This is a genomic window from Paraflavitalea sp. CAU 1676 (assembly GCF_029223285.1).
In the GTDB taxonomy this organism is placed as follows: Bacteria; Bacteroidota; Bacteroidia; order Chitinophagales; family Chitinophagaceae; genus Paraflavitalea.
The window spans coordinates 61,257-87,169 of the sequence record NZ_JARHUJ010000012.1; the positions used below are offsets into that span (position 1 = coordinate 61,257).

Genomic DNA, 25,913 nt, shown 5'->3' on the forward strand with positions numbered 1-25,913 from the left:
GCCGGGTAAATCATTGCCGGAAGGGCTGTGTGGTTTATCTTGCGGGTTTTAATCTTGGTACATGGCTGATAAATTAACCGCGCATTTCGAAAACAGGGAGTATTTTTTTGTGTTGTTGGGTAAACGCCCCGCCGATCGTACCGCTGCAGCTGCAGAGGAGGTACAAATTGATATGTACGGCACCCTGTATGTATTTATCAAGCGTGATGGTAAATGGGTCAATAAATCTGGTAACAAGATGAATATGGTTGGCGGTTTGATCGAAGCGGTCATTGCTGCCCTGGATTTGGCGGGTCATTGAGCTGGCTTATATCGATGAGGTGCCATGTCACTATGTGGTTATTCCCAGGCAATAGAATTGCAGGCAAACGCAAATCTGTTAATTGATGGAGGTTCTTTATATTCGTATGTGTTTTTTTGCGTATGTGAAATTGGCAATTTATCAGTGTTTGTAAAAATCCTAATTCATCTATGAAGTATCTATTGTACGCATTGGTGTTGATGACTGTTTGTATTGCCTGCAGCGATACTGCGCAGGATAGTAAAGCAAATGGCAGCGATTCGAGTGCCCTTCAGCAAACGGACCAGGCTGCGGCGGACTCTGCCGCAAGGGCAGCAGCAGATATCACGGTTTCCAATCCAACTTTAACAGCTACCGCTGCTTTGGTGCGGGACAGGCTTGCCAGCTTGTATCGAAATGACCTCGACAAGGGACTGGTAGACACCTTCAGCCGTCACTTTATTTATGCGGAGGCCGACCTCAACGGAGATGGGACAAAAGAGATATTGGTAGGAACGCGTGGCCCGTTTTTCTGCGGATCCGGTGGCTGTACGATCCTGTTGCTGGATGCCAGCGGTAAAACCATCAATAAGTTCTCGGTTTCTCATTATCCGGTAACGATCGACGATCAAAAGTCGAATGGCTGGAATAACCTGCTAATACCAAGTGGTGGTAAATTGCGTGTGCTCCGGTTTAACGGACAGCATTATCCTACCAATCCGTCGGTCGCTACGCAATACCAGGGAACACAGGCCGATAACCTGCCCAAAGTGCTGGAGCCTGCCAGTAGCCAGTGGATCGTGTTTTAATGCTGACCGGTGATATTTTTACCTAATTTGCGCCTTTTTATTTCAAGTAACTGAGGATGGTTTTACCAATAGGAAGTGTTAACCCCACGAGCAGATTCTCCAACCGGGCAGAAAACTATGCAAGATTTCGTCCGGGATACCCCGATGGTCTATTCGCTTTTTGGGAAACGGCGATGAGTATCAAGGCCAGTGATTGTATTGTAGACATTGGTTCGGGTACGGGTCTATTTGCCGAGCCTTTTCTGAAACGTGGATTCAGTGTGGTATGTATCGAGCCGAATGACGACATGCGAAAGGCTGGGGAAGAGCGTTTGAAGAAATATGTGGCCTTTCAAAGTATCGGTTCTACGGCGGAAGGCACGGGATTGCCCGATGAAAGTGTGGACCTGATCACAGTAGCGCAAACCTTCCATTGGCTTGACCCGATAGGGGCCAGACTCGAAACCAAACGGGTTTTAAAGCCCGAAGGTCAGGTGGTGTTGGCCTGGAACCGCCAAACCAGCCAAAGTGAATTCGAGAAAAAATACACGGCTTTACGCAACCAATACCGCATTGGGGAGCCGGGGCCGGTACAAATAGACCCGGTTGCCATCCAGCAATTTTTTGCGCCTGCAGTGCCAGTTGTCAAAACATTCGAGAACGAGCAACTGCACGATTTTGAAGGATTGAAAGGGCAATTGTTATCGAAATCCTACATTCCCCTCCCCGGCCATGAGTCGTACGATGCCATGATCACCGACCTCATTAAGCTGTTTGTGAATTATAACGAAGGTGGCCTGGTGCGCATCCGCTATGAAACCCTGGTGTATTATGGACGGCCGGGTTGACGTGAACCCCGTGGGGTGGAGTAAAAGCGATCAACTATTCTTGTTATATGTTCGTTTACGCTGAAAGGTGATACTTTTTGGGAATATTGAAATGGCCCAAAATGAACCGTTCAGCAATAGACGAACACGTTAGTTTTTTATCTAAAGCGGCCTTTTTTCGCTCCTTTTCTCATATGTTGTTATTTTATCTTCGTTAGGAATCCTGTTCAAATTAGCCTCCGTTTTGCCGCATAATCGCAGTGCATTTTTTTTGTACCTATTATTGTCTGCTTAAAAGCCTGTTAGTATTTAGAGAAAAAAAACCTGTGTTGGGATGGCGTGTCCCTATTCTTTTCTTGATAAAATAAAGTTATATTTATCTTGATTCGATAGTTATTCATCTCCAAACCAAAACACACATGAGAAAAAAACTGCTAAGTTTTTTACTGGCATTGCTATGCTTTGCAATGACCGGTAAAACACAGGTCCTGTCCCTCTCCGGCAGGATTCTCGACGAAAAAGGAGCTCCTATTCCTTTTGTTTCCATCGTTCTTAAAGGCAAAAAGTCCTCAGGTACCACTTCCGACCTGGAAGGCAGGTTCAAACTTCCCGCTGCTAAAGGTGATGTGTTGGTCGTTTCCGGGGTAGGTTATGTGACCAAGGAGGTAGCGGTTGGTGCAAACGCAGCCCTGGAGATCATGCTTACCAGTGGTAAAACCGACTTGTCGGAGGTCGTAGTAACGGCTATGGGCATCAGGCGTTCGGAAAAGGCATTGGGTTATGCTGTATCGAAAGTTGATCCCAGCACCATGCTGCAGAAGTCGGAGCCCAATATCCTCAACACGCTGGCCGGTAAAGTGCCCGGGGTTGACATTCGTGCCGGTCAGGGCGCCCCGGGAGCAGCCTCCCGGATCCAGATCAGGGGAGTATCTTCTTTCGGTGGCGGTGATCCGCTGATCGTCGTAGACGGTGTTCCGTACAGTAATCCTATTGTTAATACTTCCAATCCGTTCTCTGGTGGCGGCACCTACGGTTCCGGTATTAATAATATCGACCCCAATGATATCGAGTCTATCAGTGTGTTGAAAGGCGCTGCTGCCGCTTCGTTATACGGATCCCGGGCCGCCAACGGGGTATTGCTGATCACGACCAAGTCGGGCTCTCCCAAGAAAGGCGCTAAGTCGCTTAACGTGACTTATCGCGCCGGATACAGTATTGAAAAGATCGCAGATATTCCGGAGTTCCAGAACCTGTATGGTGCGGGCGCCAATTTCAGGGTAGGTAGCTCGAATGGTTCGTGGGGCGGCCGGTTTGGCAGAGGCGTTGTCTATGATCTCAATGGTAACGTAATCGGAACTTCGGCATCAGGTATAGACTCTATCCCCGCCAACACCTGGGCGACGATGTACGCATCTTACCCTGAGTTGTTCCCGAATGCCAGGATTGCTTATAAGGCGGTTCCCGACAACGTATCGGCCCTGTTCAATAACGGCAATATGATGGAACATTCCGTCGGCCTTAATGGTGGCGAAGGCAGGTCCTTATTCAATGCCACACTTTCTCATGTAGATCAAAATGGTTATATCACCAATTCCAGTTACCGTAAAAGTAACGTGAGTGTGGGCGGCCAAACGGCAGTGGGCAAACTGACCATTGGAGCCAACGCCTCGTATGCCAGGTCTAAACAGGTGGGCGGCTTTATCGGAGCTGCGCAAAGTTTCTTATCACAATGGGGCCGCACCTACACCATGGCACGGAACTGGGACATTGCCGGCTGGCCAACTGAAAGTAAATCCGGACAGCAGATCGGCTTCAACGACGGTCAGTACACCAATCCCATTTGGGGCGCCTATCACAATGTGATCACTTCGATCGATGAGCGGATGGTGGCCACCATCAGGGTGTCTTATAAATTCAATAACTGGATCAGGCTCGACTTCAATGGTGGTTTGAACAGCTATGCGCTTTTCCGCGATCAGATCATTGATAAGTCTTCTTATGGCAGCTCGGACAATACTTTGGGAAATATTACCGAAGTGGTAAACAGGCAGCAGGAAATACAGGGTAAGATCGTGGCTGTGATCAGTCCGAAGATCCATAAAGACTGGACGCTCGATATCAACCTGGGTAGCGATGTGAATGAAAGGAATGCCCGGAGCCAGCAGGTATACGGTGTTGATTTCGTAATCACCGGCCAATACAACCTGTTCAATACCCGCCGCCAGACATTCGCCAACGACTCCAGGTCGAAAAGAAGGCTCGTAGGCTTCTTTGGCGATGCTTCGCTGGGTTACAAGAACTTTGCGTTTCTGAACCTGACAGGCAGGGCTGATCTTACTTCTACCCTTCCTTATGCCAATGCACAATATTTTTATCCCGGTGCTTCTGCATCCTTAGTGTGGTCGGAGGCATTGGGGCTTAAATCGAAGTGGCTTGATTACGGTAAGCTTCGTGTCGGTTATGCGCGTGTAGGTAACGACGCGGCACCTCATAACGGTGCTCCGATATTTAACCTGAATGCCGCAGGCTTCCTCAATCAGCCTTTTGCTACCAAGGGTACCTCCATTTACGATACGCTGCTGACGCCCGAGTTTACCACAGAACTGGAGGTTGGTACTGACATGCGCTTCTTCAACCAGCGACTGGGCGTGGAAGTGACCTGGTACGACAAAACGTCTACTGATCTTATCTACAATCTCAGTATGCCTTCAACATCGGGCTATACAGCTTATTATACCAACCTGGGTAAGATCCGTAATAAAGGATGGGAGATTGCCCTCGACGTGAATCCTGTACGCACCAAGAACTTCAGCTGGGATATTCGCGGTATCTACACCCAAAATGCCAACACGGTAGAGGAACTGAAGGAAGGCCTGCTGAGGAGCCAGCTTGGAGGCTTCAATTGGGTAGAAGCCGGCAAACCATTTGGATACCTGCGCGGTTCCTATTCGGCTCGCTCGGATGATGGTCAATTGCTCATTCACCCCATTTCGGGTATGCCTTTGGTTGATCCCAATGATGGTATGGTGGGCGATCCAAATGCGGATTACAAGTTCGGTATCACCAACACCTTTACCTATAAAGGATTTACCCTGAATGTTCTTTTTGATGCTACCATTGGTGGTGATTTCTATTCTGAAACGATCAACAGTATGCTGGGCAGGGGGGTAACGAAAGATACCGAGATCAGGGAAAAGAATGCAGTGATTACCGGTATTTACGGCAACACCACGCCGGTTACCGGTGCTGATGGTCTCAATCACTTCACGCCCATGCTGGTAGGTGGCAAAACGGTACCCAACCAAACGAGGGTAACAACCAACGACCTTTTCTTTACGGCCGGTACTGGTGCGAGCTTTGCTACCAACGGCGCCTTTGAATATGCGGTATTCGATGGTACTGTTTACAGGTTAAGAGAGTTGAGCCTGGGTTACAGCCTGCCAACCAGTTGGGTTAGCAAACTTAGATTGTCGGCCGTGAACCTGTCTGTCAGCGGCCGCAATTTGTGGTACCTGGCGCCAAACGTGCCCAAGTACACACACTTCGATCCGGATATCAACTCCGTGGTGGGCAGTGGCACACAGGGTGTTGAAACAGGCGGTGCGCCAAGTACCAAAAGGTATGGTGTAAACTTAAGTGTAACATTCTAACATCACAAGCAAAACTTCAAACATGAGAAGGAAACACTTTTTATATTCATTTGCAGCGTTGATAGGTCTCGTGGCTATCGGGACCGGCTGTAAAAAATTCCTCGATGTAAACCAGAATCTCAACAGCCCATCTCCCTCATCCGTGAATCTTTCCCTGGTACTGAGTTCTGCTGAACGGAGTATCGCCAACAACCTGGCCCTGGGATCGGGCCTCGGCAATACGATGGCTGTGTATACACACCAGATAACAGGGCGCGTGGCTGCCGACCGGTATGGTGCGGGCTCAGCCGGATGGGATGGTTTGTACGGGGCCGTCTCGAACCTGAATGTGATCATCAGGCGCGGACCTAAAGAACAGCGGCTGACGTATGCCGGTATTGCTAAAATTCTAAAGGCATACACGTTCAGTATGCTGGTTGATGTTTATGGAGATGTGCCATATTCCGAATTCGACCGTTTTGAAGAAGGTATCTCTCAACCAAAATTTGACAAAGGTTCTGAGATATATCCCAAATTGCTGGCCCTGCTCGATGAGGGTATTGCGGATGTTAAGAACACAATATTCAATGTGTCTAAACCTTCCACAGACGACTATATCTACAAGGGGGACCTTGCAAAGTGGGTAAAAGCGGCTAACACAATCAAACTAAAACTGTATACCCAGATGAGGCTGGTACAGGATGTGAAAGCCCAGGTTACTGCTTTGCTGGCCGATCCCAAATCGCTCATCAACTGGCACTCAGAGAGTTTCATGATGCCCTATGGTCCGTTAGGTACCACAGATGACAGGCACCCCGCATACGGAGATTATACCGCTACGCAACGTGGCGGCCAACTCTTCAGCCCCTGGTTGTTTGAGATCATGAAAGGAAAGAATTCAAACATCCTGACAGGCTTAACCGATCCCCGGATCAACTATTATATCTATAATCAGAAATCAGCCACGGGCGCTCCGGAAAACTGTACAGAATACCGCGACGGTGGATTTATCAGTATCATATTTGGTTCGAATGGAACCTGCCGTGACGGATCGAACAGCCAAACCTATTCCCTGCTGGGCGTTTACCCTGCCGGGGGCCGGTATAATGATGGTAATATCGTGACAGTGAACACGCTGGGTACCCAGAATGCCGGAACCGGTGCGCTTCCGCACCAATTCCTTACCTACACAGATCGCTTGTATCTTGAAGCTGAACTGATCCAGGCTGGTGTTGTGACCGGTAATGCCAAGACTGCCTTCTCCAAAGCATTGGATGAAACCTTCAAACAGGTTGATACCATCATCATCAATTATGTGAAACCTGCTTCTGCCGGTGCTGCACAAAATGTACCCGGTATAGCGACACAAACAGCGACCGATACTTATAAAGCTGGTGTGCTTGCTGCTTTTGATGCCGGAGATGCTGCCAAAAAGCTTGAATACATCATGACTGAGAAATGGATTGCCAGGATAGAAAATCCTGTTGACAATTACACCGACTACCGGAGAACCAAATTCCCCGTGTTGTTTGCACCAGCTCCGGAAGGCACTGTGACGAGCGTTACAGGCCCGGATGGAAAAATAACACCGGTATCTAATGACAGGAAGTATCCTTTAACCCTGCCATTTAGTAATGCTGAAATCGGTGTGAACAAAAATGCACCTCCTCAGAAAGTGCCGGAGAACTATAAAGTATTCTGGCTGCCTTAACCGATTCATCACTATTTTAAACCACGATTATGCTACTCAAAAGAATAAATATTATTGCCGTTGTTGTGTTCAGTGCTGTCATTTCTTTCACCAGCTGTTCGAAAGATGACGGCGCGATCCCGGAAAGAGTGAGTATCCAGGATGTTCCAGCCGTTAGTATAAACTTTGAGACTGGTAATACGGCGGATACGATTGCCATTAGCAATCCGGCCGCTTTCCAGGGAAAGTTTAAAGTGTCGCTATTCTTTGCCGGCGCAAATCCTCCCACCAAGGTAGATGTCATGGTTCGAAAGAATGGGAGCCTGGCCAACGTAAAATTGTTTAAAGCGAGCATTACTTCTTTGCCAGCCAGCTTTACCATTACTGCTGCGGAACTGCAAACGTTGTATGGTACGGCTGTCGTATTGAAAGATACGTACGACTTTGCCCTTGATATTTACCTGGGCGATACGAAATATGAAGCCTGGCCTGCAAGCGGTGCAACAGGTTCGGGACAAGGTGTGGTAGGGATGTCTTCGGTTGGATTCGGAGCACAGGTTCGCTACACGGTAAAGTAACTAGTTTGTTTTACGAAACAGGGAGGCCCCACCTTATGGTGAGGCCTCTGCTGTTTTAACTATAGGGTGGAGTTTATGTTGGAGAGATGGATCAGTTCAGTTGCAGCGAAGCCGGACCAAATTCTTCAAAGTAGATAGCGGCGCGGCTGATTCCTTTTTCTGTTAAGTAGGTATAATGCTTGCGGATGAATGGTGAAGGTCCGCAGATATAATACTGGGCTTCGTGTTGCAAGACCTCTTCCGATAATTTTTCGAGGTCAACAAACCCCCTGTGTGCTGTGCCTTCTCCTGCATGATGATCGTAGAACAGGTGCTGCGTGAGTTGCTCATGCTGATCGACCCATTCGTTGACCTGTTTTTGAAAGGCGTGCACTTCCGGGTTGCGGCAACCGTGCACCCAGGTGATAGGGTGGGGACTGCCTGCTTTTACCAGGCTTTCGAGCATGCTGATAAGGGGTGTTTGCCCAACGCCGCCGCTGATGAACACCACCGGCTTTCCGGGTACCGGCTGCAATACGAAACTTCCGGCAGGCGCGGAAGCCTCTATAATGTCTCCTTCTTTCACGACATCGTGCAGGCGATTGCTGATCATGCCATCGGGGTGATTACTGCCGTGCTCTTTCTTAACAGAAATGCGGTAGAACTCGCCATTGGGCGCTGCGGACAGGCTATACTGCCTGGGCTGTAGCAGGTTTATTTCGGGCAGAAAGAGCCGCACGCTGATGTATTGTCCGGGTGTAAAGTCAGCCACGGGGCCGCCATCGGCAGGGTAGAGGTAAAAGGAGGTGATCTCTTTCGATTCCTGTTCCCTGCGCTTCAGTACGAAAGGCCGCCAGCCTGTCCAGCCACCTTTTTTGGCCGTTTGTGCGCGGTAGATGTTCGCTTCATGTCCGCTCATGATGCGTGCCAGTTGTGCATAGGCTGCCTCCCAGGCGTCTAACAGGTCTGGTGTTGCCCCTTCTCCCAACACTTCGCCGATGGCTGCGAGCAAATGGTTACCAACGATCTGGTAATGCTCGGGACGAATATCGAGGCTGGTATGCTTTTGCCCGATGCTGTTGATCACCGGTAATAATACGGAGGGGTCTTCGATGTGTTCGGCATAAGCCAATACTGCCATGGCAAGGGCAGTTTGTTGCTTATTATTCTGCTGGTTGCCCATATTAAAGACATGCTTCAGTTCGGGATTGTGGCTGAACATACGCTTGTAGAAATGTGATGTCAGCAATACGCCGTTTTCTCTTAGTACAGGCACGGTGGCCTTGATCAACTCCTTCTGTGCATTGGTCATCATCTGTGAAGTATTTAATTGATGGTATTAATATATAAAGACCTTTATATCCTTTATTGGATCAAAAAAAAGCTATTTCCTAAGTGTTACACTTCCTTTCAACAACTCTTTATTGAATTGTCCAATGGTAGTGGTATTCATCATATGGGCTAGCTGGTTGCGTACTTTTTTGAATTCTTTGTGGAGCGGGCAGGGATTCTTTTCGGAGCAATGGGTAAGCCCCATGCCGCAGCCGCTGAATACTTCTTCTCCGTCTATGGCGGTTACAATATCGGCCAGCGGACGTTGGAGGTTTTCGGCTTCCACATAAAAACCTCCGTTGGGACCTTTCATAGATTGTATCAGGCCCTTACGGCTGAGGTCCTGTAGTATCTTGGCCAGGAAGGATTCCGGCGAATCGATCTCGGCCGCAATTTCTTTGATGCCGACCCTGCTGCCATCAATGGTGCGATGTGCGATATACAATACCGCCCGTATGCCGTACTCGCAGGTTTTTGAAAAAACGCCCATTGACTGTTTACTGTTTTAGGATGGCGCAAAGATAGGGGATTTATTAATAAAGGAGTTGTTTGTCTTTTATTAATCTTGCTGGTAGTTTAGGTAAGCACAAAAGGCCATCTTGCGATGACCTTTTGCTTTTATATCCCTGTGTTACAATGATGCCTTGTTATCCGGCAATATCGAACCTGTCGAGGTTCATGACCTTGCTCCAGGCGGCTACAAAATCCTTCAGGAATTTCTCCTGAGCGTCTGCACTTCCGTACACCTCCGCAAGAGCCCTCAATTCGGAATTGGAGCCGAATACGAGATCGGCGCGGGTGCCTGTCCAGCGCCTGGCGCCAGTTGTACGATCTGTGCCTTCGTATATTTCGCGTTCATCTGAAGTGGCTTTCCAGGCTGTGTTCATATCGAGCAGGTTGACAAAGAAATCATTCGTCAACTGGCCCGGACGAGCGGTGAGTACGCCATGTGTCGAGCCATCGTAGTTTGTATTCAGTACCCGCAGGCCACCTATCAATACTGTCAACTCCGGTGCTGTCAGCGTGAGCAAATGTGCTTTGTCGATCAATAACTCTTCCGTTGACACGGGGAGTGTTGATTTACGGTAATTGCGGAAGCCATCGGCCTGGGGCTCGAGATAACCAATCGATTCTACATCGGTTTGTTGCTGTGATGCATCCATGCGACCCGGTGTAAATGGCACCGAAACGTTGTGACCTGCTTCTTTTGCGGCTTTTTCTATGGCAGCTGCGCCTGCCAGCACGATGAGGTCGGCCAGGGATATCTTCTTGCCCCCCGATTGTGCCTTGTTGAAATTCTGCTGTACTTTTTCCAGTACGCCCAACACTTTCTGCAGCTGTGTGGGATTGTTGACCTGCCAGTATTTTTGAGGGGCCAGCGCGATGCGGGCTCCATTGGCGCCACCGCGTTTATCAGATCCACGGAAGGTGGATGCGGAGGCCCAGGCAGTGGACACGAGCTCGGAAACGCTGAGACCCGATGCGAGTATCTGCGCTTTGAGATCCGTTATATCCTTTTCCTCTGCCAGTTTATGATCAACAGCGGGTATGGGATCCTGCCACAACAGTTCTTCTGCCGGTACATCGGGGCCGAGATAACGGGCACGGGGACCCATATCGCGGTGCGTTAGTTTGAACCAGGCCCGCGCAAATGCATCTGCCAAAGCATCCGGGTTTTCCAGGAAATGGCGGGATATCTTTTCATACACCGGATCAAAGCGTAAAGAAAGGTCGGTGGTGAGCATCGTTGGCACATGTTTCTTTGATCCATCGTAGGCATCGGGTATAATGCTGTCTGCATTCTTCGCTGTCCACTGATGGGCGCCTGCAGGACTTTTCGTGAGTTCCCACTCAAAGCCAAACAGGTTCTCGAAGAAGTTATTGCTCCATTGTGTAGGCGTCTTGGTCCATATTACCTCTAGTCCGCTGGTGATGGCATCGGCACCTTTGCCAGAGCCATAGCTACTGCGCCAGCCGAGGCCCTGTAATTCGAGGTCGGCTGCCTCAGGTTCCTTGCCCACGTGGCTGGAAGGGGCGGCGCCGTGGGTTTTGCCAAAGCTGTGACCGCCGGCAATGAGGGCGACTGTTTCTTCGTCATTCATAGCCATACGGCCAAATGTATCGCGGATATCTTTTGCTGCTGCAATAGGATCGGGGTTGCCATCGGGCCCTTCGGGGTTCACATAAATAAGTCCCATTTGAACGGCCGCCAATGGTTTTTCGAGATTGCGGGAATGGATATGTCCATCGGCATCGTCATCAGACGACACTACGCCGTGCTCCTTGGGAACACCATGTGATCCATGGGCATAACGGATATCGCCACCCAGCCAGGTCGTTTCAGCTCCCCAATACACATCTTCCTCGGGTTCCCATACATCCGGACGGCCACCGGCAAAACCAAATGTTTTGAAGCCCATCGACTCCAGGGCTATATTGCCGGTAAGGATCATCAGATCGGCCCAGGATAGCTTGTTGCCATATTTTTGTTTAATGGGCCACAACAGCCTGCGGGCTTTATCGAGACTTACATTATCAGGCCAGCTATTGAGGGGAGCAAAGCGCTGTTGACCGGCGCCAGCGCCGCCACGGCCGTCGAACACGCGGTAGGTGCCCGCGCTGTGCCAGGCCATGCGGATGAAAAGGGGGCCATAGTGTCCAAAGTCGGCCGGCCACCAGTCCTGCGAATCGGTCATCAATGCATGGAGATCTTTCTTTACTGCTTCCAGGTCGAGGCTTTTGAATGCTTCGGCATAGTTGAAGTCGTCGCCAAGCGGGTTAGATAAGGCCGAGTGCTGGCGAAGGATACTCACCTTGAGATGGTTGGGCCACCAGTCGCGGTTCCTGGTGCCGCCACCGCCAACATTGTGCTTCATACTGCCATTGTGGAAGGGGCATTTGCTGATGTCGTTAGATTCTTTTCCCATTATTATAAGTTTTTGATATAGAATAACCAATTCACTTCTCCCGGTTCGTTGGGCAGGGGCCTAAAATTAGGATAATGCGGGAATAAGCGTTATCGATTAATTCTATTCTTCAATAGTCTGGGTCTATGATATGCCGGGGCGGCAGGCGTAGGGGGTGTGCAGATCAGGTGCAAAGATAGGCATTAGGCGTTGTTGCATAAAGGGGCCGGTAGTAGACACTACCGGCCGAATGTACATCTAACAAAACGGGACCTGTACTTTCCTATGTCGCTATCAAATTCTTCTATGGATGTTTTGACTTCCACGCGGAGAGTCCGCTATGGAGGTACTCCAGGTATTGCCCGGTATCGTAATTGGCCCCTTGTGGCGGCACCAGTGGTTGTTGTGTCGCGGGGTCGAGTAGTACATAATAAGGTTGAGAGTTGGCCTTAAAATTCGTCATCTGCAAATGGCTCCACTTTTTGCCGATGGACGTAAGGCGCTGCCCGCCAGGCAGGGTGCTTTGTTCTGCTGCTGGCAGAGTTGTCTTATCATCTACATAAAGCTGGATCAATACATAGTCTTTGTTGATCGTTTGCGCTACGCGTGGATCGGGCCATACATTGGCTTCCATTTTGCGGCAGTTGACGCAGGCATGGCCGGTGAAATCGATCATTACGGGTTTGCCGCTCTTTCGTGCGTAGGCCAATCCCTCTTCGTAATCGAAATAAGGGGCGAACCCTTTGGGATGTTCGAATAGGCTGGCGTATTTGCGTGGCCCGCTTGCTTCCACAGGACTGGCTTCACGGGGCGTGGTGAGATCGAAATCTTGCGTGGACATGGGCGGCAGAAAGGCGCTTACGCTCTTTAAAGGGGCACCCCATAATCCCGGTACCAGATACAGTGTAAAGGAAAGACAAATGATGGCAAGGAAGAGGCGTGGTATGCTGAGGTGTGGCAACGGACTGTCGTGCGCAAACCTGATCTTCCCCAGCAGGTAACATCCCAGCAGGCCAAACAGGATGATCCACAGGGATAGAAAGATCTCCCTGTCGAACCAGTTCCAGTGATAGGCGAGGTCTACATTGCTCAGGAACTTCAAGGCCAGCGCCAGTTCGAGAAATCCCAGGGTGACCTTCACGCTATTGAGCCAGCCTCCCGAACGGGGCAGTGAGCTAAGCCATGCAGGAAATAGGGCAAAGAGCGTAAATGGCAGTGCCAGCGCTATGGAGAAGCCCAGCATGCCAATAGCAGGTCCCAGCAATGCGCCTGTGGTGGCCGCTTCTACGAGCAGGGTGCCGATGATAGGCCCGGTGCAACTGAAAGAGACCAGTGATAGGGTGGCTGCCATGAAGAACAACCCCCCAATGCCGCGATTGCCTGCCTTGCTTCCCGTCATATTCACCCATTTTGCGGGCAATACGATCTCGAAAGCTCCCAGGAAGGATGCCGCAAATACGACCAGCAATAAAAAGAAGAAGATATTGAAGAGGCCGTTGGTAGAAATGGCATTGAGTGCATCCGCTCCAAACAGCAGGGTAATCAGCAATCCCAATGAAATATAGATCACGATGATGCTGAGCCCGTAGGTGAGGGCTTTCCCGATGGCTTTTTTGCCAGCGCCTTCTTTCGTAAAGAAGCTAACCGTCATCGGCAGCATCGGAAATATACAGGGCATCAATACGGCTGCGAACCCGCCCAATAACCCGGCCAGAAAGATGCCCCACAATGATTGGTGGGCAGTGGTGGTGACTGGCGCTGCGATGGCTTGCGCTGTTGATGCGCCTATGCCGGCAACACTATCGGGCCTAAGACTTTGGGTGCTGTCATGGATGTCGGTGAATACTACATCCGCCGTGCTCAGGGTGTCCTGGGCAAAGACTGAAAGAGTGACCATGCTGACCATCAGGAGCATGAAGAGGCGTGCATGCCGGGTTAGCATGCGGATGATTGATGTCATCATGAAGAAGTAGTGTTAGTTGATAGGAATACTGAAGGATTGTGTAGCGGGAGGCAGGCATTTTTCGTCGTTGCAGGTCATGTATTCCACAGAGCCGGTTACCGTTGCCTTACCTTTCTTCAATTTGACCTTCTGCTGAAAGATGACGGTCTTTTCGAAATAACTTACTTCCATGCCAAATGCACTTTCATGCTTCGTGATCGGTTTAGGTTCCTGGGTTTTTCCGTTAAGCGCGAAGCTTTTGGAAGGCGTGAAACTGAAGGTAGTTTTTACGGGTCCGCCTTCGGGAATGTTTTGCGAATACAGGTGCCATCCTGCTTCGATCGTCGCCCTGATAAATAGGACAGCTTCGGTAGCACTTGTTTTTTTGGCGCCATAACTCCAGGCAACAGGCTTTAATAGCTGGGCATTGGCTTGCTGTGTTGCGATGATCAACAAGGTTGCGACGATTAGTTTGGTAGTTTTCATGTTGTATATGGTTTTGTTTTTATAGCAGTTTTCAGAGCAGGTCAGTTTGAAGGCGGCTGATGGTGTTGTACCCGGTAAATTGTACAGAAGGAGTGAGATAATTCTCTTTTACGGGCTCCTCTTTGACAAGATCGGTACTGAGGTATTTCTTATTACTGTCTGGCAGGATGGTCACTACTACAGCATCGGCGCCCAGTTGTTCTTTGATGCGCATAGCGCCGATCACATTGGCGCCGGAGGAGATCCCGACTGCCAGGCCCAACTGCTGGGCAAGTTTTTGTGCCATGACGATGGCATCGCCATCATGGGACTGTACCACCTCGTCCAGTTGCTCCAGTTTCACGATGGCTGGTATAAATTCATCGGATATACCTTGTATACGGTGGCTGCCAACTTTGTAGCCGGTGGTAAGGGTAGGGGATTCGGCCGGTTCGAGCGGATGGATGCGCACAGCAGGTTGTTTGTGCTTCAGGTATTCACCAACACCCATTACGGTGCCGCCGGTGCCCACACCTGCCACGAAGGCGTCGGGTTGCAATCCCTGCGCGGCTAATTGATGCCATATCTCTTTTGCAGTTGTATTGGCATGGGCAAGGGCATTGCTGCCGTTCTCGAACTGGCGGGGCAAAAATACGCCCCCTTGTGCATGCAATTCTTCACTGCGGCGTATGCTGCCCAGAAACCCACCCTGTGCTTTGGAGATCAATTCAATGTCCGCCCCAAGGCTACGGATAATGTCGATTCGTTCTTTGGATAACCAGTCGGGCATGATGATCCTGACGGAATGGCCGAGTGCTTTTCCAATAGCTGCGAAGGCAATGCCTGTGTTGCCGCTGGTGGCTTCCACGATCATATCTTTGGGGTCGATGCTGCCTTTGTTATACGCCTCCGCCAGTATGTACAAAGCCATGCGGTCTTTGATGCTGCCGGTGAGGTTATAGTGTTCGCATTTGACGTATATGCTTTGTTGCTTTCCCTGATATTGATATTGCAGTTCGAGCATGGGTGTATTGCCAACCAGCTTCCAGAGGTGCTTTATTTTTGCCCCCCATACGTTTGTTTGCGTAAGGTTCATGCAGTTCCAATTTTCTATAAAATTGAGGGGGGCTGTGCTTATTTCCTATAGGCTTGCCATTTGTCCATAAATTTTACGGCAAATACTGGCTTCTTCCTAATTTTATTCAGATAACTGATTGCTTTTGCAGCTAAACGCCCTCTTTTTTCAATATGCAACATCCCGATCTGGATACCGTAGACTGGCAAATCCTGCGTTTACTGCAGCAGGACGCCACCCTTACCAACAAAGAAATCGCATACCATTTAAACAAGTCGGTGGCTACGATCCACGAACGCATCCGGCGATTGAAGGAGCAGGGGTACATTAAAAAGATCGTGGCCCTCCTCGATCGTAAAATGGTGAATAAGGGATTGATCGCTTTTTCACATGTATTGCTCAACGATCACACTGCACAGACCCTGGCTACTTTTGAAAAGGAAGTATCGCGCTTTCCTGAAGTGATGGAGTGTTTTCAAATGACGGGTACCTTCGATTTTATTTTGCGCATTGCTACCAGTGATATGGACGCCTATCATGAATTCTACCGCAATAAGCTGGCAACCTTGCCAAACATAACCACCGTGCAAAGCTTTTTTGTATTGTCGGAGACCAAGAGTATTACGGCCTATCCAATCTGACTTTAAAAGACAACCGCCCCCTGGAGGGAGCGGCTGTTGTACCTGAAAAACTCTTTTTGGGACAGGGCGTTTTTCAATTTACCTCATTCTTCATCGGTATTGGATCTTTGGATCTTGGACTTTACTATGCCGGCTTTCCAGGCATTGGATTTATTGGTATAAATGTACTGTTCTTTAAATATCTGACAACGAACTTCGGATAAAGCACCGAACGTGACGCGTAATATGTTCGTTTTTCGTAATGAACAGAAAACACTGCATCGGATCAGGGCTTTAATGGTGCAGAATGCTGTTCGGCACAGGTGATCGATAGCTTATTGTTCCTTTATGCCCTTTTACTGGATGTCAATCCTACACTTTATCACACTGATTCCTCAATTCGTTCTGCTTATACTTGCTTTAGTGACTTTTCGTCTCCGGATGTGGTACTTTTTTTACATTTTGTAGGCATTATTGCCCGGAACAGGGGTCACTTTCACCCGATCTAAATAAGCCTGTATGCAAATTTCAATACCTACGATCAATTTGTTTCCATCCAGATCTTATAGTTACATCAATCATGCGGCGGCATTGTCCAGGACATCGACCTTGCTGGATGCCATTGCGGAAGCCCGCCAGGATGAACGCAGCAAAATAGGTTGTGAACTCCATGATAATGTAGGGCAGTTGCTGGTGACCTCCAGGCTGCTGTTGTCGGTCATGAAATCGGATCCGGAACAAAGGGGAGAAGTGTTGCCGCAGGCCCTCGATCTTATTGAACAAACCATTCGTGAGATCAGGATTATCTCGAGCGAAATGACCGGAGGCGAGCAGAAGCAACGTGATCTGGAAGAGGAGCTGGCAGTGCTGGCCGACCAGGTGCGGCTTGCCTCGGGCGTGGAAGTAGTGTTCGAGTGCAAAGGCATTGCCGGGCAAAAGCTGACCGCCGATCAGCATGTTCATCTTTTTCGCATTGTGCAGGAGTCAATTAGTAATGCGTTGAAGCACGCAGAGGCAACCCGCATTGAGATCCGCCTGTTGCAGGAAAATAATGCTATCGAATTAGAGATATGTGATAATGGTAAAGGCTTTGATACGGTTTGTGCGAAGAAAGGCATGGGATTGCAAAGTATGTTGAAAAGGATCTCACAACTGAACGCTACGCATAAACTGGTTTCTGCTCCAGGAGCTGGTACTTCTCTATTTATTCTGCTCTTGCTGGCAGGTGAGGCAAGGGTTGTTTCAGAAGCGGCCCGGCAGCTGGTGATTCGCTAATCCATCTTCGAATCGCTGATGATGTAAATGTATAACAGGCGAGTAGCTCGTCCTATAGGTAATAACACTCATTTCGGGAGACGCTATGAAGAATGTTTATTGTTTGCTGTTGCTGATGTTGGTGGGGAGCAGGCTGTTAGCGGATCAGGTCATTTTGGAGGACCAACATTCTTCTTTTTCGATTTACTATCCAGGCTTATTAAAAGATGAAACGGGCAGCATGCGGATAGTGGATGTGCTGCGCAACAAAGAGGCATTCCGCAAGAGCGGGCAAAAGGTCGTGTCGCTCGACGTAATGCTGGTGCCCGTATGGTTGAAATTCGATGTTCAAAACAATAGCACCCGTAGCAAGTGGTTCCTCGAATTTATCTCGCCGCCGCTGCTGCATGAAGTGGAAGTGTACGTAGTAGGGAAGGGTGGTCAATACAGATCGGTGAAATTGCTGGGCGATCAGCAATTCCCCGACAGGCTTGTAAAGGTGAAGAACCTGGTGGTGCCCATCGGACTGTTGCCTGGTGAACCAGCTTCCTTTTACGTGCGGGTAACGAGCCGGAATTTTATGCGTATTCCATTACGGATTGCGACGATGCAGGAATTGTATGAGTCGAACCATAAAGTGGATGTGTCGAACGGTGTGATCTTCGGAATGCTCATCGCCTTCATGATCTATAACCTCTTTGTATTCTTTTCACTGCGGGAAATAAGCTACCTCTTTTATGTGGGGTATGTTTTTTTCTGGGGTTTGAACCTGGTGAATTACAACGGTTACCTGCCCGACTTTATACCCCATGCTTCGGGTTTTAATGATTCCAGTATTTTCATTGCCTGCTCGGCCTTGTGCAGTGTTGGGTTTACCAATGCCTTTCTGCAAACCCATATCTATGCACCGATTATCAGCCGTACCAAATGGGTGATGGTTGCGCTCACGCTGGTGCCCATGATATTAGTGATGGTTGGTAAACCTGTATATGCGTTTATTTATATCCAGCTGTTGGTGTATCCCGTCTTTATGTATTGGTTTGTGGCGGGATTTATGAGCTTCAGGAATGGCTACAAACCTGCCTTGTATTATATCGTGGGGTTTGGCTGTTACATGGTGGGTAGCGCCATCTATAACCTTAAAGATCATAACCTGCTTCCGGAAAATACTTTTACAGCAACGAGCATGCACTGGGGCGCTGCTTTTGAAGCGGTGATCCTGTCGTATGCCCTTGCCAACAAATTGAGTTTCTATAAACGCGAAAAGGAAAAGATACAGCAAAAGGCACTTGAACAAACAAGGGCCTTCTCGCAACAGGTATTGGAATCACAGGAAACGGAAAGAAAACGGATTGCCGCTGAATTGCACGACAGCGTTGGTCAGAGATTAATACTGCTCAAGAATAAAATACTGTTACTAGGTAAAAAAAACGACGTGCAAAAAGAAGAGCTGCGTGCGGTTTCGGGCGATGTGGCCCAGGCGATACAGGAGATTCGCGGCATAGCTTATTACCTGCGTCCTTATCAGATCGACCTGTTCGGGATCTCCCAGGCTTTGGAGGCTGTCGTCAATGAGACATCCAAGGCAACGGGTATTGCTGTAACGATGCAGGTCGATAAAGTTGACGGGCTTTTTTCCAAGGAGAATGAGATCAATGTATACCGGATTGTACAGGAGTTGCTGAACAATATGGTGAAGTATGCGGAGGCTACTGACTGTTCATTTTTAGTACGGTATACGCCCGGGGTAGTAACAGTGCTGTTTGAAGACAACGGAAAAGGGTTTGATCCGACTAAAGTGAAGAAGGGGCTGGGGCTTACCGGTATTCAGGAGCGGGTCAATATTCTCGGTGGTTCATGCGTGATCTCCAATGGCACCAGGAGCGGAGTGGTAACGAAAATAACGTTGCCGGTTAATTAATAATCATATGAATAGAATACTGATAGCAGATGATCATCCCATCTTTTTGAAAGGGTTGAAGGAGGTGATAGAAGAAGGGGGAGACTTTGAAGTGGTGTGCAGTGCCTCGAATGGAGCAGATGCCCTGCAAGGAATTATCACGATGCAGCCGGATGTGGCGGTGCTCGATATCGATATGCCCAAAATGAATGGGCTGCAGGTAGCGGCTGAAGGTGTGGTGGCCAGGCCCGAGCTGGCGGTGATCATGCTTACCATGCACCAGGCCAAGGACGCGCTGATGAAGGCGCTCGAGATCGGTGTGCTGGGATATGTTTTAAAAGAGAATACGGTACTCGATATCGTACATGCTATACAGGAAGTGCTCAAAGGGCAGTCTTACATCAGCCCCGAAATGTCGGGATTTTTAATGAAGCAGGATGCTAAGTCGGGCAGAGACATGCCCGTGCGCCTTGCCGAACTGCTGACGCCGGCCGAATTAAAGATCACTACTATGGTAGGGGCTTATAAAAGCACCCGCGAAATTGCGGAAGAGTTGTTCATCAGTGAAAAGACCGTATCTAACCACCGCATGAATATTGCGAAAAAGCTCAACCTCACGGGTAAGAATGGTTTACTGCGATTTGCTATCGAAAATTTTCCGGGCAAATCATAGCCTGTCCGCACGTCCTTGGCGGTGCATCCTGAATGTCTGCATTTTGAAGACAGGTTAAACACTTTTTCCGTTCGGGCAGGTGTTATGGCTGCTTAAACTCTCCATCGGCCTTGATGCGCACTTCGTCACTGAGCATACCGTCCGCGAATTTAGGTCCTACACCAAAATCAGACCGCTTAATGGTTCCTGTGACCCGGAAGCCAGCTATTGGTTTTTTGGTCTGTGGATGATCTACAGTACCTCTGTAATCAAGATCCATGATGACTGGTTTTGTTACACCATGCAGGGTAAGGTCGCCGGTAAGTTTATACTTGTTTTTGCCGGCGGTTTTTATCGAAGTGCTTTTGTAGCTAAGGGTGGGGTACTGCTCTACATCGAAGAAATCGGCACTTTTGAGGTGGTTGTCGCGCATTTCTACCCGGGTATTGATGGAGGCTGTTTTGGCCGTGAGGGTAAAAATGGCGTCACTGAAATCGGGACGGGTGGCCTCAATGGTGGCTTCGAAGTCCTGGAAATTTCCCGAGACATCGTTGATGCCAAAGTGCGTGACCGTGAAACCAAGCTGCGAATGAGGAGGATCATTCTTCCATACATTGTTGATCACTGCAAAAGCAGTCAATACCGCGCATACGCCTGTAAGGAGCAATACCTTTTTCATGTTAATCGATTTTGTTTTGAAAAGATCATGGCAGTTCGGGTTGCCGGGGGCAGGTTGATGCGGTCTGCGCATCCATAGTTTCGACGGGGGGGAGGGGTGATGACTGGTCAATGGTTGACGAATGCCTGCAGCCGTTCAGGAAGGGGTATCACGGTACAAAGATGCGAACTTTTCGGTTAAGCACCTATTTGATTGATCACCAGGAGAGCGCCGCCTGTCAGGGACAGATGGCGGCGTCGATATCTCCGGTATGATAGGCATCGAGTAATTTGTATTCCGGTGCGTTTTTAGTGTAAGAGCAGTTGATGCAGGGAAGAACGTCTTTGTCGGCCATATACCTGATCACTTTATCCTGGTATACGTAAGTGCGGTATTCAACAATCTCGTTTTCAGAACTTGTGATGAGATGGCTTTCTTCATGCAGGTACTGAAAGATCAAATTCCCTTTCTGGTAATAGGTTTCTTTTGTCCAGAAGCCGTCGGCAGTACCTTTCTCAACAGTCTTTACGATCTCGTTATTGAGCAGGTAATAGGTGAGTGTGCCTTTGCCGCAGCCGGCAGATTCCCACTCAAATGTTTTACGTACGAGCCGGCTGTTATTGATGCGTTGAAACTCCTTCCGGATGGCCAGTACGATCTCGTCGGTGGAGGGCGCTGTGGTATGCTGCGTGATGGTGGCGGTTGTTGCTGCAGGGATCAATGGGCCTGCAGCAGCGGGGGCGCCGGCCATTTCTTTGTTGCCTGGTTGATCGTCGGCCTGATGGCAGGCGCAGACCATGATTATCTGGAAGCTGATTAAAAAGGGTTTAAATGCTTTCATACGATATGCTGGATTTAGGTTGGGGTTTCCCCGGATGTCGCTGGCGGCATCCGGAGAGCAGCAAGTTTCTGCATAACAATGATAAATACGCGTGGGGATGTTTCAAACCAAATGGGGGCGATCTGCCGATATTAAGGACTCAAGCATCCGAAGTGGTGGCTGGGTGGTAGCGGCGAACAAACGGGGCGGTGGCCTGGTGACGCCCTGGCCCCGGGCAAAACAGGTAACAAAAGGAGCTAACCAGTTGGGTTAGCTCCGGGATAGTGTATGACTATTTTTAACGATCAGATCTGATTACTTCTTTGGTTCCTGTGATTTTTCGAAGTCGAGGGAAGAGCCGTCATCATAGTACACATGCCATGATTTGATCTTTCCATTTTCCTGCCTGAACTCGATATCTTTGTATTCTGCCTTTTGCGCAGAATAAAGCTCGCTGCTTCCGTATGTTTTTGATTGACCATTGCTGGAGCTGTTACAACTGCTAAAGCTGCGGTAGTTACCGCTGTTAGCATAGAACTTGAATGTTTTCTTGTTCACATCGATCTCCACGGTTCCTTCCTTGTATCCCAGCGTCTGTGTTTTGCAGCCGTAGGAGGTGCTGGCATAGTAGAAATATTGTCTTGCCTTTCCGTCTTTGTACAGCATGTAGCCATTGGCCAGCTCAAAACCATTGCCCTGGTAGCTGCCATCGTAGCCCCAAAAGCTACCAATAGAGGTGGAGCCTGCCATCCAGTAACCCACGAGATCGTCGGGTACAGTAGTGCGGGGATGATCGCCGTAATTTCCATCCTCCTTATCCGATTTGGAACAGGCGGTGAAAGTCATTGAAAGACAGGCTACCAACGCCAGCACGGAAAAACTTCTCTTCATGTCTGATTTTTTGACAAAAATATCAGGTGGTTATCAGGCGGCTAAGCAGGGACGGTTAAAGTGTATGCGAAGACCGACGAACCGACAATTTTTTTGCTGGAGTGGTGTGGTCATTCAATTGGACTATTCCGGTTTTTATTGGCCGGACTACGTCGCCCTGCTATTTTGCTATTACTTTTGGGTAGTTACAATCGTTAATACGTATGAACTTTTCTATTCAACCAGTGCTGGAAAACGATCAAATCATTCTTTTGCCATTGGAAGAAGCTGATTTTGATGCCTTGTATGCAGTAGCGGCCGATCCTAAGGTCTGGGAGCAACACCCTAACAAGGAGCGATGGAGGAAAGAAGTATTTCAGAATTATTTTGAAGGCGCTATCGAGAGCAAGGGGGCATTCAAGATCATCGATAAGGCGACCGGTGAAATAGCTGGCAGTACCCGGTATTATGATTATAGTGAAGCTGAACGTTCCATCCTGATAGGCTATACGTTCTATGCTACGCGGTATTGGGGAAAGGGGATCAACCCTTCGGTAAAGCAACTGATGCTTTCCTATATCTTTCAATATGTTGACCGGGTGATCTTTCATATCGGTGCGCAGAATATCCGTTCGCAGATAGCTATCGGCCGTATTGGTGCGCTTAAAATAGGTGAACAGGATGTTGCCTACTATGGAGAAGCTTCGAAGATCAATTTTGTCTATGCCATCGATCGTGCGGCATGGCTAGCTGGTGCAAAATGAAATATGACCAGGGCAGGTAGCGGGTAACATGTTTATGCGATGGGGTGAGCAGCCTATCGATCCTGAAAAAAACTACTTTTGCTGCGCACCAGCCTGTTGCGCCTTCATGAACAAAGACGCCCTCTTTCAATATTTTGTGGTGGCGGGTTTGATCAATACCACCTTGTTTGCTTTCCTGTTAATGACGAGGAAAAAGCATACCGTTGTATCTATCCTGTTGACAGTATTTATGTTGCTGGTATCGTTTCAGGCTGTCTTAAACGGATTTGATAACCGGGCTTTCTTCCTGGAGTTTCCGCATCTAAGCCGGGTCTCCTGGCTGCTGCCAACCCTGTTTGGGCCGCTGATCTACCTCTTCACGGGGAAGTTAACGATGCGCGAAACAGTATTACGGGCGAAGGACCTGCTTCATTTCCTGCCTTTCTGCGTTTACCTCCTCCTGTTAAGCAGTTGGTTTGTTAAACCTGCCAGCGAAAAACGGGCTTTGCTGAGTGATTTCGAGGCGCTCAGCGTGCATGATTTTGGTTGGATGAACCAGGTCAACATCCCACTTACCTTGTTCTATTTACTCCTTTCGCTCCAACGGTTGCACCAATACCGGAAAGAGCTAACCAATACCTGTTCTGAGGTAGGTTTATATCAATTGCAGTGGTTAAGGCAGTTTATCTATATCGTACTGGCGATCCTGGGCATCACTGCGTTGGGGTTTTATGGCCGTAAATGGAATATTCCACTGATCGGGCATATGTATCATTACAACTACGCGGCGATCGTGTTGGTGTTGTATTGGATGGCCTATAAAAGTATTACGCAACCGGCGCTGTTCAGCCTTGAGGGAAGGCAAAAAACGCGGGGGCGCCGCGTTATCCTGGAAAAAGGAGTGGCGACCGAAATGGTACTTGCAGGAGTTGTGATGACCCCCATCGTAGCGGCGGCAGGCGGCCAGGCTGATGAACTGGCAGAAAAAGGAGTGGGCCTTCAGGACGTGGGGGAGGAAAACACCTCCCACAAGAAGTACGCCAAATCGGGCCTGGGTTCAATGGCTACGGATGAATTGCTGCAGGAGCTGCTGACCTATATGGAAAAGGATAAACCTTACCTGGAACCTGAATTGACGATCTATGCACTCGCCGATGCCCTGGGTTCAAACCGGCATCATCTTTCGCAGGTGATCAACGAACGGTTGGGATTTAGCTTTTTCGACTTTGTAAACAGGTACCGGGTAAAGGCAGTACAGGAAAAGCTGGCCGATCCCGGTGCCCGGCACATGAGTATTATGGGTATTGCCTATGATTGTGGATTCAATTCAAAAGCAACTTTCAATGCCTCATTCAAGAAAATGACGGGTACAACACCGTCGGCATACCTGAAATCGTTGTCCTGACAGGTACGAGCCTGTCGGCGCAGGCGGCCAGACCTCCACGGCCTGCTACTTTTGGAAAAAAATAAATATGAAAAGAGCTGGATTGATTGGCGTGTGCCTCTTGTTTACATTACTGGGAGCAGCACGGCAACCTGTTAATTTTAGTGTGCCTCAACTCAAGGAAGATCTGGCTGTTTTCCGTACCGCCCTGCGCGAAATGCACCCCGGCCTGTACCAATACCACGATAGCGTATATATTAATAAGCGTTTTGCAACGCTGGAGCAACAATTGATAAAACCAATGTCGGAAGAAGCTTTTTTCCGGCTGCTGAATCCGTTGGTGGTCGACATCAGGGATGGTCATACCAAATGGCATCGTGATCAACGGCCGGACGACCTGTTCGCCTTTCACCAGGACGGCTTATTCCCGCTGAAGTTGTACTTCAAGGACAAAAAAGCGTACGTCGTCGACGGCTACGGCAACAATACGGTACCTCAAGGTAGTGAGGTGGTGAGCATTAATGGCAAAACGATGGTGGCCATCGGCAATCAGCTGGCCGACCAGGTGATCGTCGATGGATTCATCGAAGCTGCCCGGTACCGGGCGTTGAGCGATCGCTTTGCTGGATATTACGTGAGTTTCATGGGGCAAAGCCCCCAATTTGCTATTGGGTACAGGGTAAAAGCCGATGGTGCGGTGAAGACCGTCACGTTGCCGGCAGTAACCCTGGTGGATATTTCCACCCGCGAAAAGCTATGGGCAGCAGCCGATTCATGGCGGGTCTCTTTTCCGGCCGACAGCGTTGCGCTGATGCGTATTCCGGTCTTTATGCCGCAGGAAAAAGGCCCTGCTTTTGAAGCGTTTTTGCAGAGCTCTTTTGCTACGATCAAGGCATCAGGTGCTCAACACCTGATCCTGGACCTGCGCAATAATGAGGGCGGTTTGGATCGTTGGGGTAGTTTGCTCTATTCCTGGTTGGTGGATAAGCCGTTTCGTTACTATGATCGGTTAACGGTTGCCTCAGATGGAAACCTGAGTATACGTCAATATGCCTGGTTGCCTGATCAATTTGATCAACTGAAGTCCTTTATAAAAAAGGAAGGTGACGAATACCTGTTCACTATGAATCCGGCCCTTGGGATGGTTAATCCTCAGGCAAAACCTTTCATGGGTAAGGTGTATGTTTTGTTGAATGGGGTCAGCTTTTCGGTAACTACCGAGTTTGGTGCTATAGTGCGCGATCAGAAGCGCGGGTTGATCATCGGCGAGGAGAGTGGTGGCACCATTGCCGGAAACAATAGCGGGGGATTTGGTACCGTGAAGCTGCCCAATACACATTTATCATTGGGGATACCATTGTTAGGATACCATATGAGCCTTACCAACCAATATCCGGCTGGAAGCGGCATCATACCCGACCACACGATTGTTCCAACCGTACAGGATATCATTCTTAAGAACGATGTTGTATTGCAGAAAACCTTGCAACTGATACAAGGCCATCGATAAGATCCCTATAC

The 25,913-nt window shown here is 49.1% G+C and carries 23 protein-coding genes; 14 read left to right on the forward strand and 9 right to left on the reverse strand.

Annotation, left to right across the window (positions count from 1 at the left end):
* The first annotated feature begins 61 nt into the window (after positions 1-61).
* The 6 genes from P2H89_RS32455 (at position 62) to P2H89_RS32480 (ending at position 7,792) form a co-directional block, all read left to right on the forward strand.
* Complete coding sequence (locus P2H89_RS32455; RefSeq protein WP_275835161.1) at positions 62-301, forward strand: hypothetical protein; 240 nt, start codon at positions 62-64, stop codon at positions 299-301.
* Positions 302-471: 170 nt separating this feature from the next.
* Complete coding sequence (locus P2H89_RS32460; RefSeq protein WP_275835163.1) at positions 472-1,089, forward strand: hypothetical protein; 618 nt, start codon at positions 472-474, stop codon at positions 1,087-1,089.
* A 56-nt stretch (positions 1,090-1,145) separates the two neighbouring features.
* Positions 1,146-1,916 (forward strand): class I SAM-dependent methyltransferase, encoded by a 771-nt coding sequence (locus tag P2H89_RS32465; protein ID WP_275835165.1) that lies wholly within the window; start codon positions 1,146-1,148, stop codon positions 1,914-1,916.
* A 398-nt stretch (positions 1,917-2,314) separates the two neighbouring features.
* Positions 2,315-5,545, forward strand: coding sequence for a SusC/RagA family TonB-linked outer membrane protein (locus P2H89_RS32470; protein ID WP_275835167.1), 3,231 nt, complete (start codon positions 2,315-2,317; stop codon positions 5,543-5,545).
* Between the two features lie 22 nt (positions 5,546-5,567).
* A complete protein-coding gene (locus P2H89_RS32475) occupies positions 5,568-7,235 on the forward strand; it encodes a SusD/RagB family nutrient-binding outer membrane lipoprotein (protein WP_275835169.1) in 1,668 nt (555 codons plus the stop codon).
* 29 nt (positions 7,236-7,264) lie between these two features.
* Positions 7,265-7,792 (forward strand): hypothetical protein, encoded by a 528-nt coding sequence (locus P2H89_RS32480; RefSeq protein WP_275835171.1) that lies wholly within the window; start codon positions 7,265-7,267, stop codon positions 7,790-7,792.
* 91 nt (positions 7,793-7,883) lie between these two features.
* Here the strand turns inward: P2H89_RS32480 and hmpA are convergent, their stop codons facing one another.
* The 6 genes from hmpA to P2H89_RS32510 form a co-directional block, all read right to left on the reverse strand.
* Positions 7,884-9,086: an NO-inducible flavohemoprotein gene (gene hmpA, locus P2H89_RS32485; protein WP_275835173.1), complete on the reverse strand. Its 1,203-nt coding sequence runs from the start codon at positions 9,084-9,086 to the stop codon at positions 7,884-7,886.
* Between the two features lie 69 nt (positions 9,087-9,155).
* Positions 9,156-9,593, reverse strand: coding sequence for an Rrf2 family transcriptional regulator (locus tag P2H89_RS32490; protein ID WP_275835175.1), 438 nt, complete (start codon positions 9,591-9,593; stop codon positions 9,156-9,158).
* 157 nt (positions 9,594-9,750) lie between these two features.
* The gene (gene katG, locus P2H89_RS32495) at positions 9,751-12,030 is read right to left on the reverse strand and encodes a catalase/peroxidase HPI (protein ID WP_275835177.1); all 2,280 of its coding nucleotides are present in this window, start codon (positions 12,028-12,030) and stop codon (positions 9,751-9,753) included.
* 283 nt (positions 12,031-12,313) lie between these two features.
* Positions 12,314-13,972, reverse strand: coding sequence for a thioredoxin family protein (locus P2H89_RS32500; RefSeq protein ID WP_275835179.1), 1,659 nt, complete (start codon positions 13,970-13,972; stop codon positions 12,314-12,316).
* 12 nt (positions 13,973-13,984) lie between these two features.
* A complete protein-coding gene (locus tag P2H89_RS32505) occupies positions 13,985-14,437 on the reverse strand; it encodes a protein-disulfide reductase DsbD N-terminal domain-containing protein (RefSeq protein ID WP_275835181.1) in 453 nt (150 codons plus the stop codon).
* 31 nt (positions 14,438-14,468) lie between these two features.
* On the reverse strand, positions 14,469-15,512 hold the full coding sequence (locus P2H89_RS32510) for a cysteine synthase family protein (RefSeq protein ID WP_275835183.1): 1,044 nt from the start codon (positions 15,510-15,512) through the stop codon (positions 14,469-14,471).
* A gap of 152 nt (positions 15,513-15,664) precedes the next feature.
* Here P2H89_RS32510 and P2H89_RS32515 point away from each other — a divergent pair, with 152 nt between their 5' ends.
* The 4 genes from P2H89_RS32515 (at position 15,665) to P2H89_RS32530 (ending at position 19,938) form a co-directional block, all read left to right on the forward strand.
* Positions 15,665-16,132 carry an Lrp/AsnC family transcriptional regulator gene (locus P2H89_RS32515; protein WP_275835185.1) on the forward strand — a complete coding sequence of 156 codons (468 nt, stop codon included), beginning with the start codon at positions 15,665-15,667 and terminating at the stop codon, positions 16,130-16,132.
* Between the two features lie 498 nt (positions 16,133-16,630).
* Positions 16,631-17,386, forward strand: coding sequence for an ATP-binding protein (locus P2H89_RS32520; protein WP_275835187.1), 756 nt, complete (start codon positions 16,631-16,633; stop codon positions 17,384-17,386).
* Positions 17,387-17,501: 115 nt separating this feature from the next.
* Complete coding sequence (locus P2H89_RS32525; protein WP_275835595.1) at positions 17,502-19,286, forward strand: 7TM diverse intracellular signaling domain-containing protein; 1,785 nt, start codon at positions 17,502-17,504, stop codon at positions 19,284-19,286.
* Between the two features lie 7 nt (positions 19,287-19,293).
* A complete protein-coding gene (locus tag P2H89_RS32530) occupies positions 19,294-19,938 on the forward strand; it encodes a response regulator transcription factor (RefSeq protein ID WP_275835189.1) in 645 nt (214 codons plus the stop codon).
* An 82-nt stretch (positions 19,939-20,020) separates the two neighbouring features.
* Here the strand turns inward: P2H89_RS32530 and P2H89_RS32535 are convergent, their stop codons facing one another.
* Together P2H89_RS32535 and P2H89_RS32540 are read right to left on the reverse strand one after the other, a co-directional pair.
* Complete coding sequence (locus P2H89_RS32535) at positions 20,021-20,596, reverse strand: YceI family protein (RefSeq protein WP_275835191.1); 576 nt, start codon at positions 20,594-20,596, stop codon at positions 20,021-20,023.
* Between the two features lie 217 nt (positions 20,597-20,813).
* Entirely contained in the window at positions 20,814-21,416 is a 603-nt protein-coding gene (locus tag P2H89_RS32540) for a hypothetical protein (protein ID WP_275835193.1), read from the reverse strand.
* 97 nt (positions 21,417-21,513) lie between these two features.
* Between P2H89_RS32540 and P2H89_RS32545 the strand changes: the two genes are divergently transcribed.
* On the forward strand, positions 21,514-21,669 hold the full coding sequence (locus P2H89_RS32545) for a hypothetical protein (RefSeq protein WP_275835195.1): 156 nt from the start codon (positions 21,514-21,516) through the stop codon (positions 21,667-21,669).
* A 41-nt stretch (positions 21,670-21,710) separates the two neighbouring features.
* Here P2H89_RS32545 and P2H89_RS32550 read toward each other — a convergent pair whose 3' ends face one another.
* Entirely contained in the window at positions 21,711-22,286 is a 576-nt protein-coding gene (locus tag P2H89_RS32550) for a hypothetical protein (RefSeq protein ID WP_275835196.1), read from the reverse strand.
* Between the two features lie 203 nt (positions 22,287-22,489).
* Between P2H89_RS32550 and P2H89_RS32555 the strand changes: the two genes are divergently transcribed.
* The 3 genes from P2H89_RS32555 (at position 22,490) to P2H89_RS32565 (ending at position 25,902) form a co-directional block, all read left to right on the forward strand.
* Complete coding sequence (locus P2H89_RS32555; RefSeq protein ID WP_275835198.1) at positions 22,490-23,029, forward strand: GNAT family N-acetyltransferase; 540 nt, start codon at positions 22,490-22,492, stop codon at positions 23,027-23,029.
* 34 nt (positions 23,030-23,063) lie between these two features.
* Positions 23,064-24,413, forward strand: coding sequence for a helix-turn-helix domain-containing protein (locus tag P2H89_RS32560; RefSeq protein ID WP_275835200.1), 1,350 nt, complete (start codon positions 23,064-23,066; stop codon positions 24,411-24,413).
* 67 nt (positions 24,414-24,480) lie between these two features.
* Positions 24,481-25,902, forward strand: a complete 1,422-nt coding sequence (locus tag P2H89_RS32565; RefSeq protein ID WP_275835202.1) for a S41 family peptidase — start codon at positions 24,481-24,483, stop codon at positions 25,900-25,902.
* Positions 25,903-25,913 lie beyond the last annotated feature (11 nt).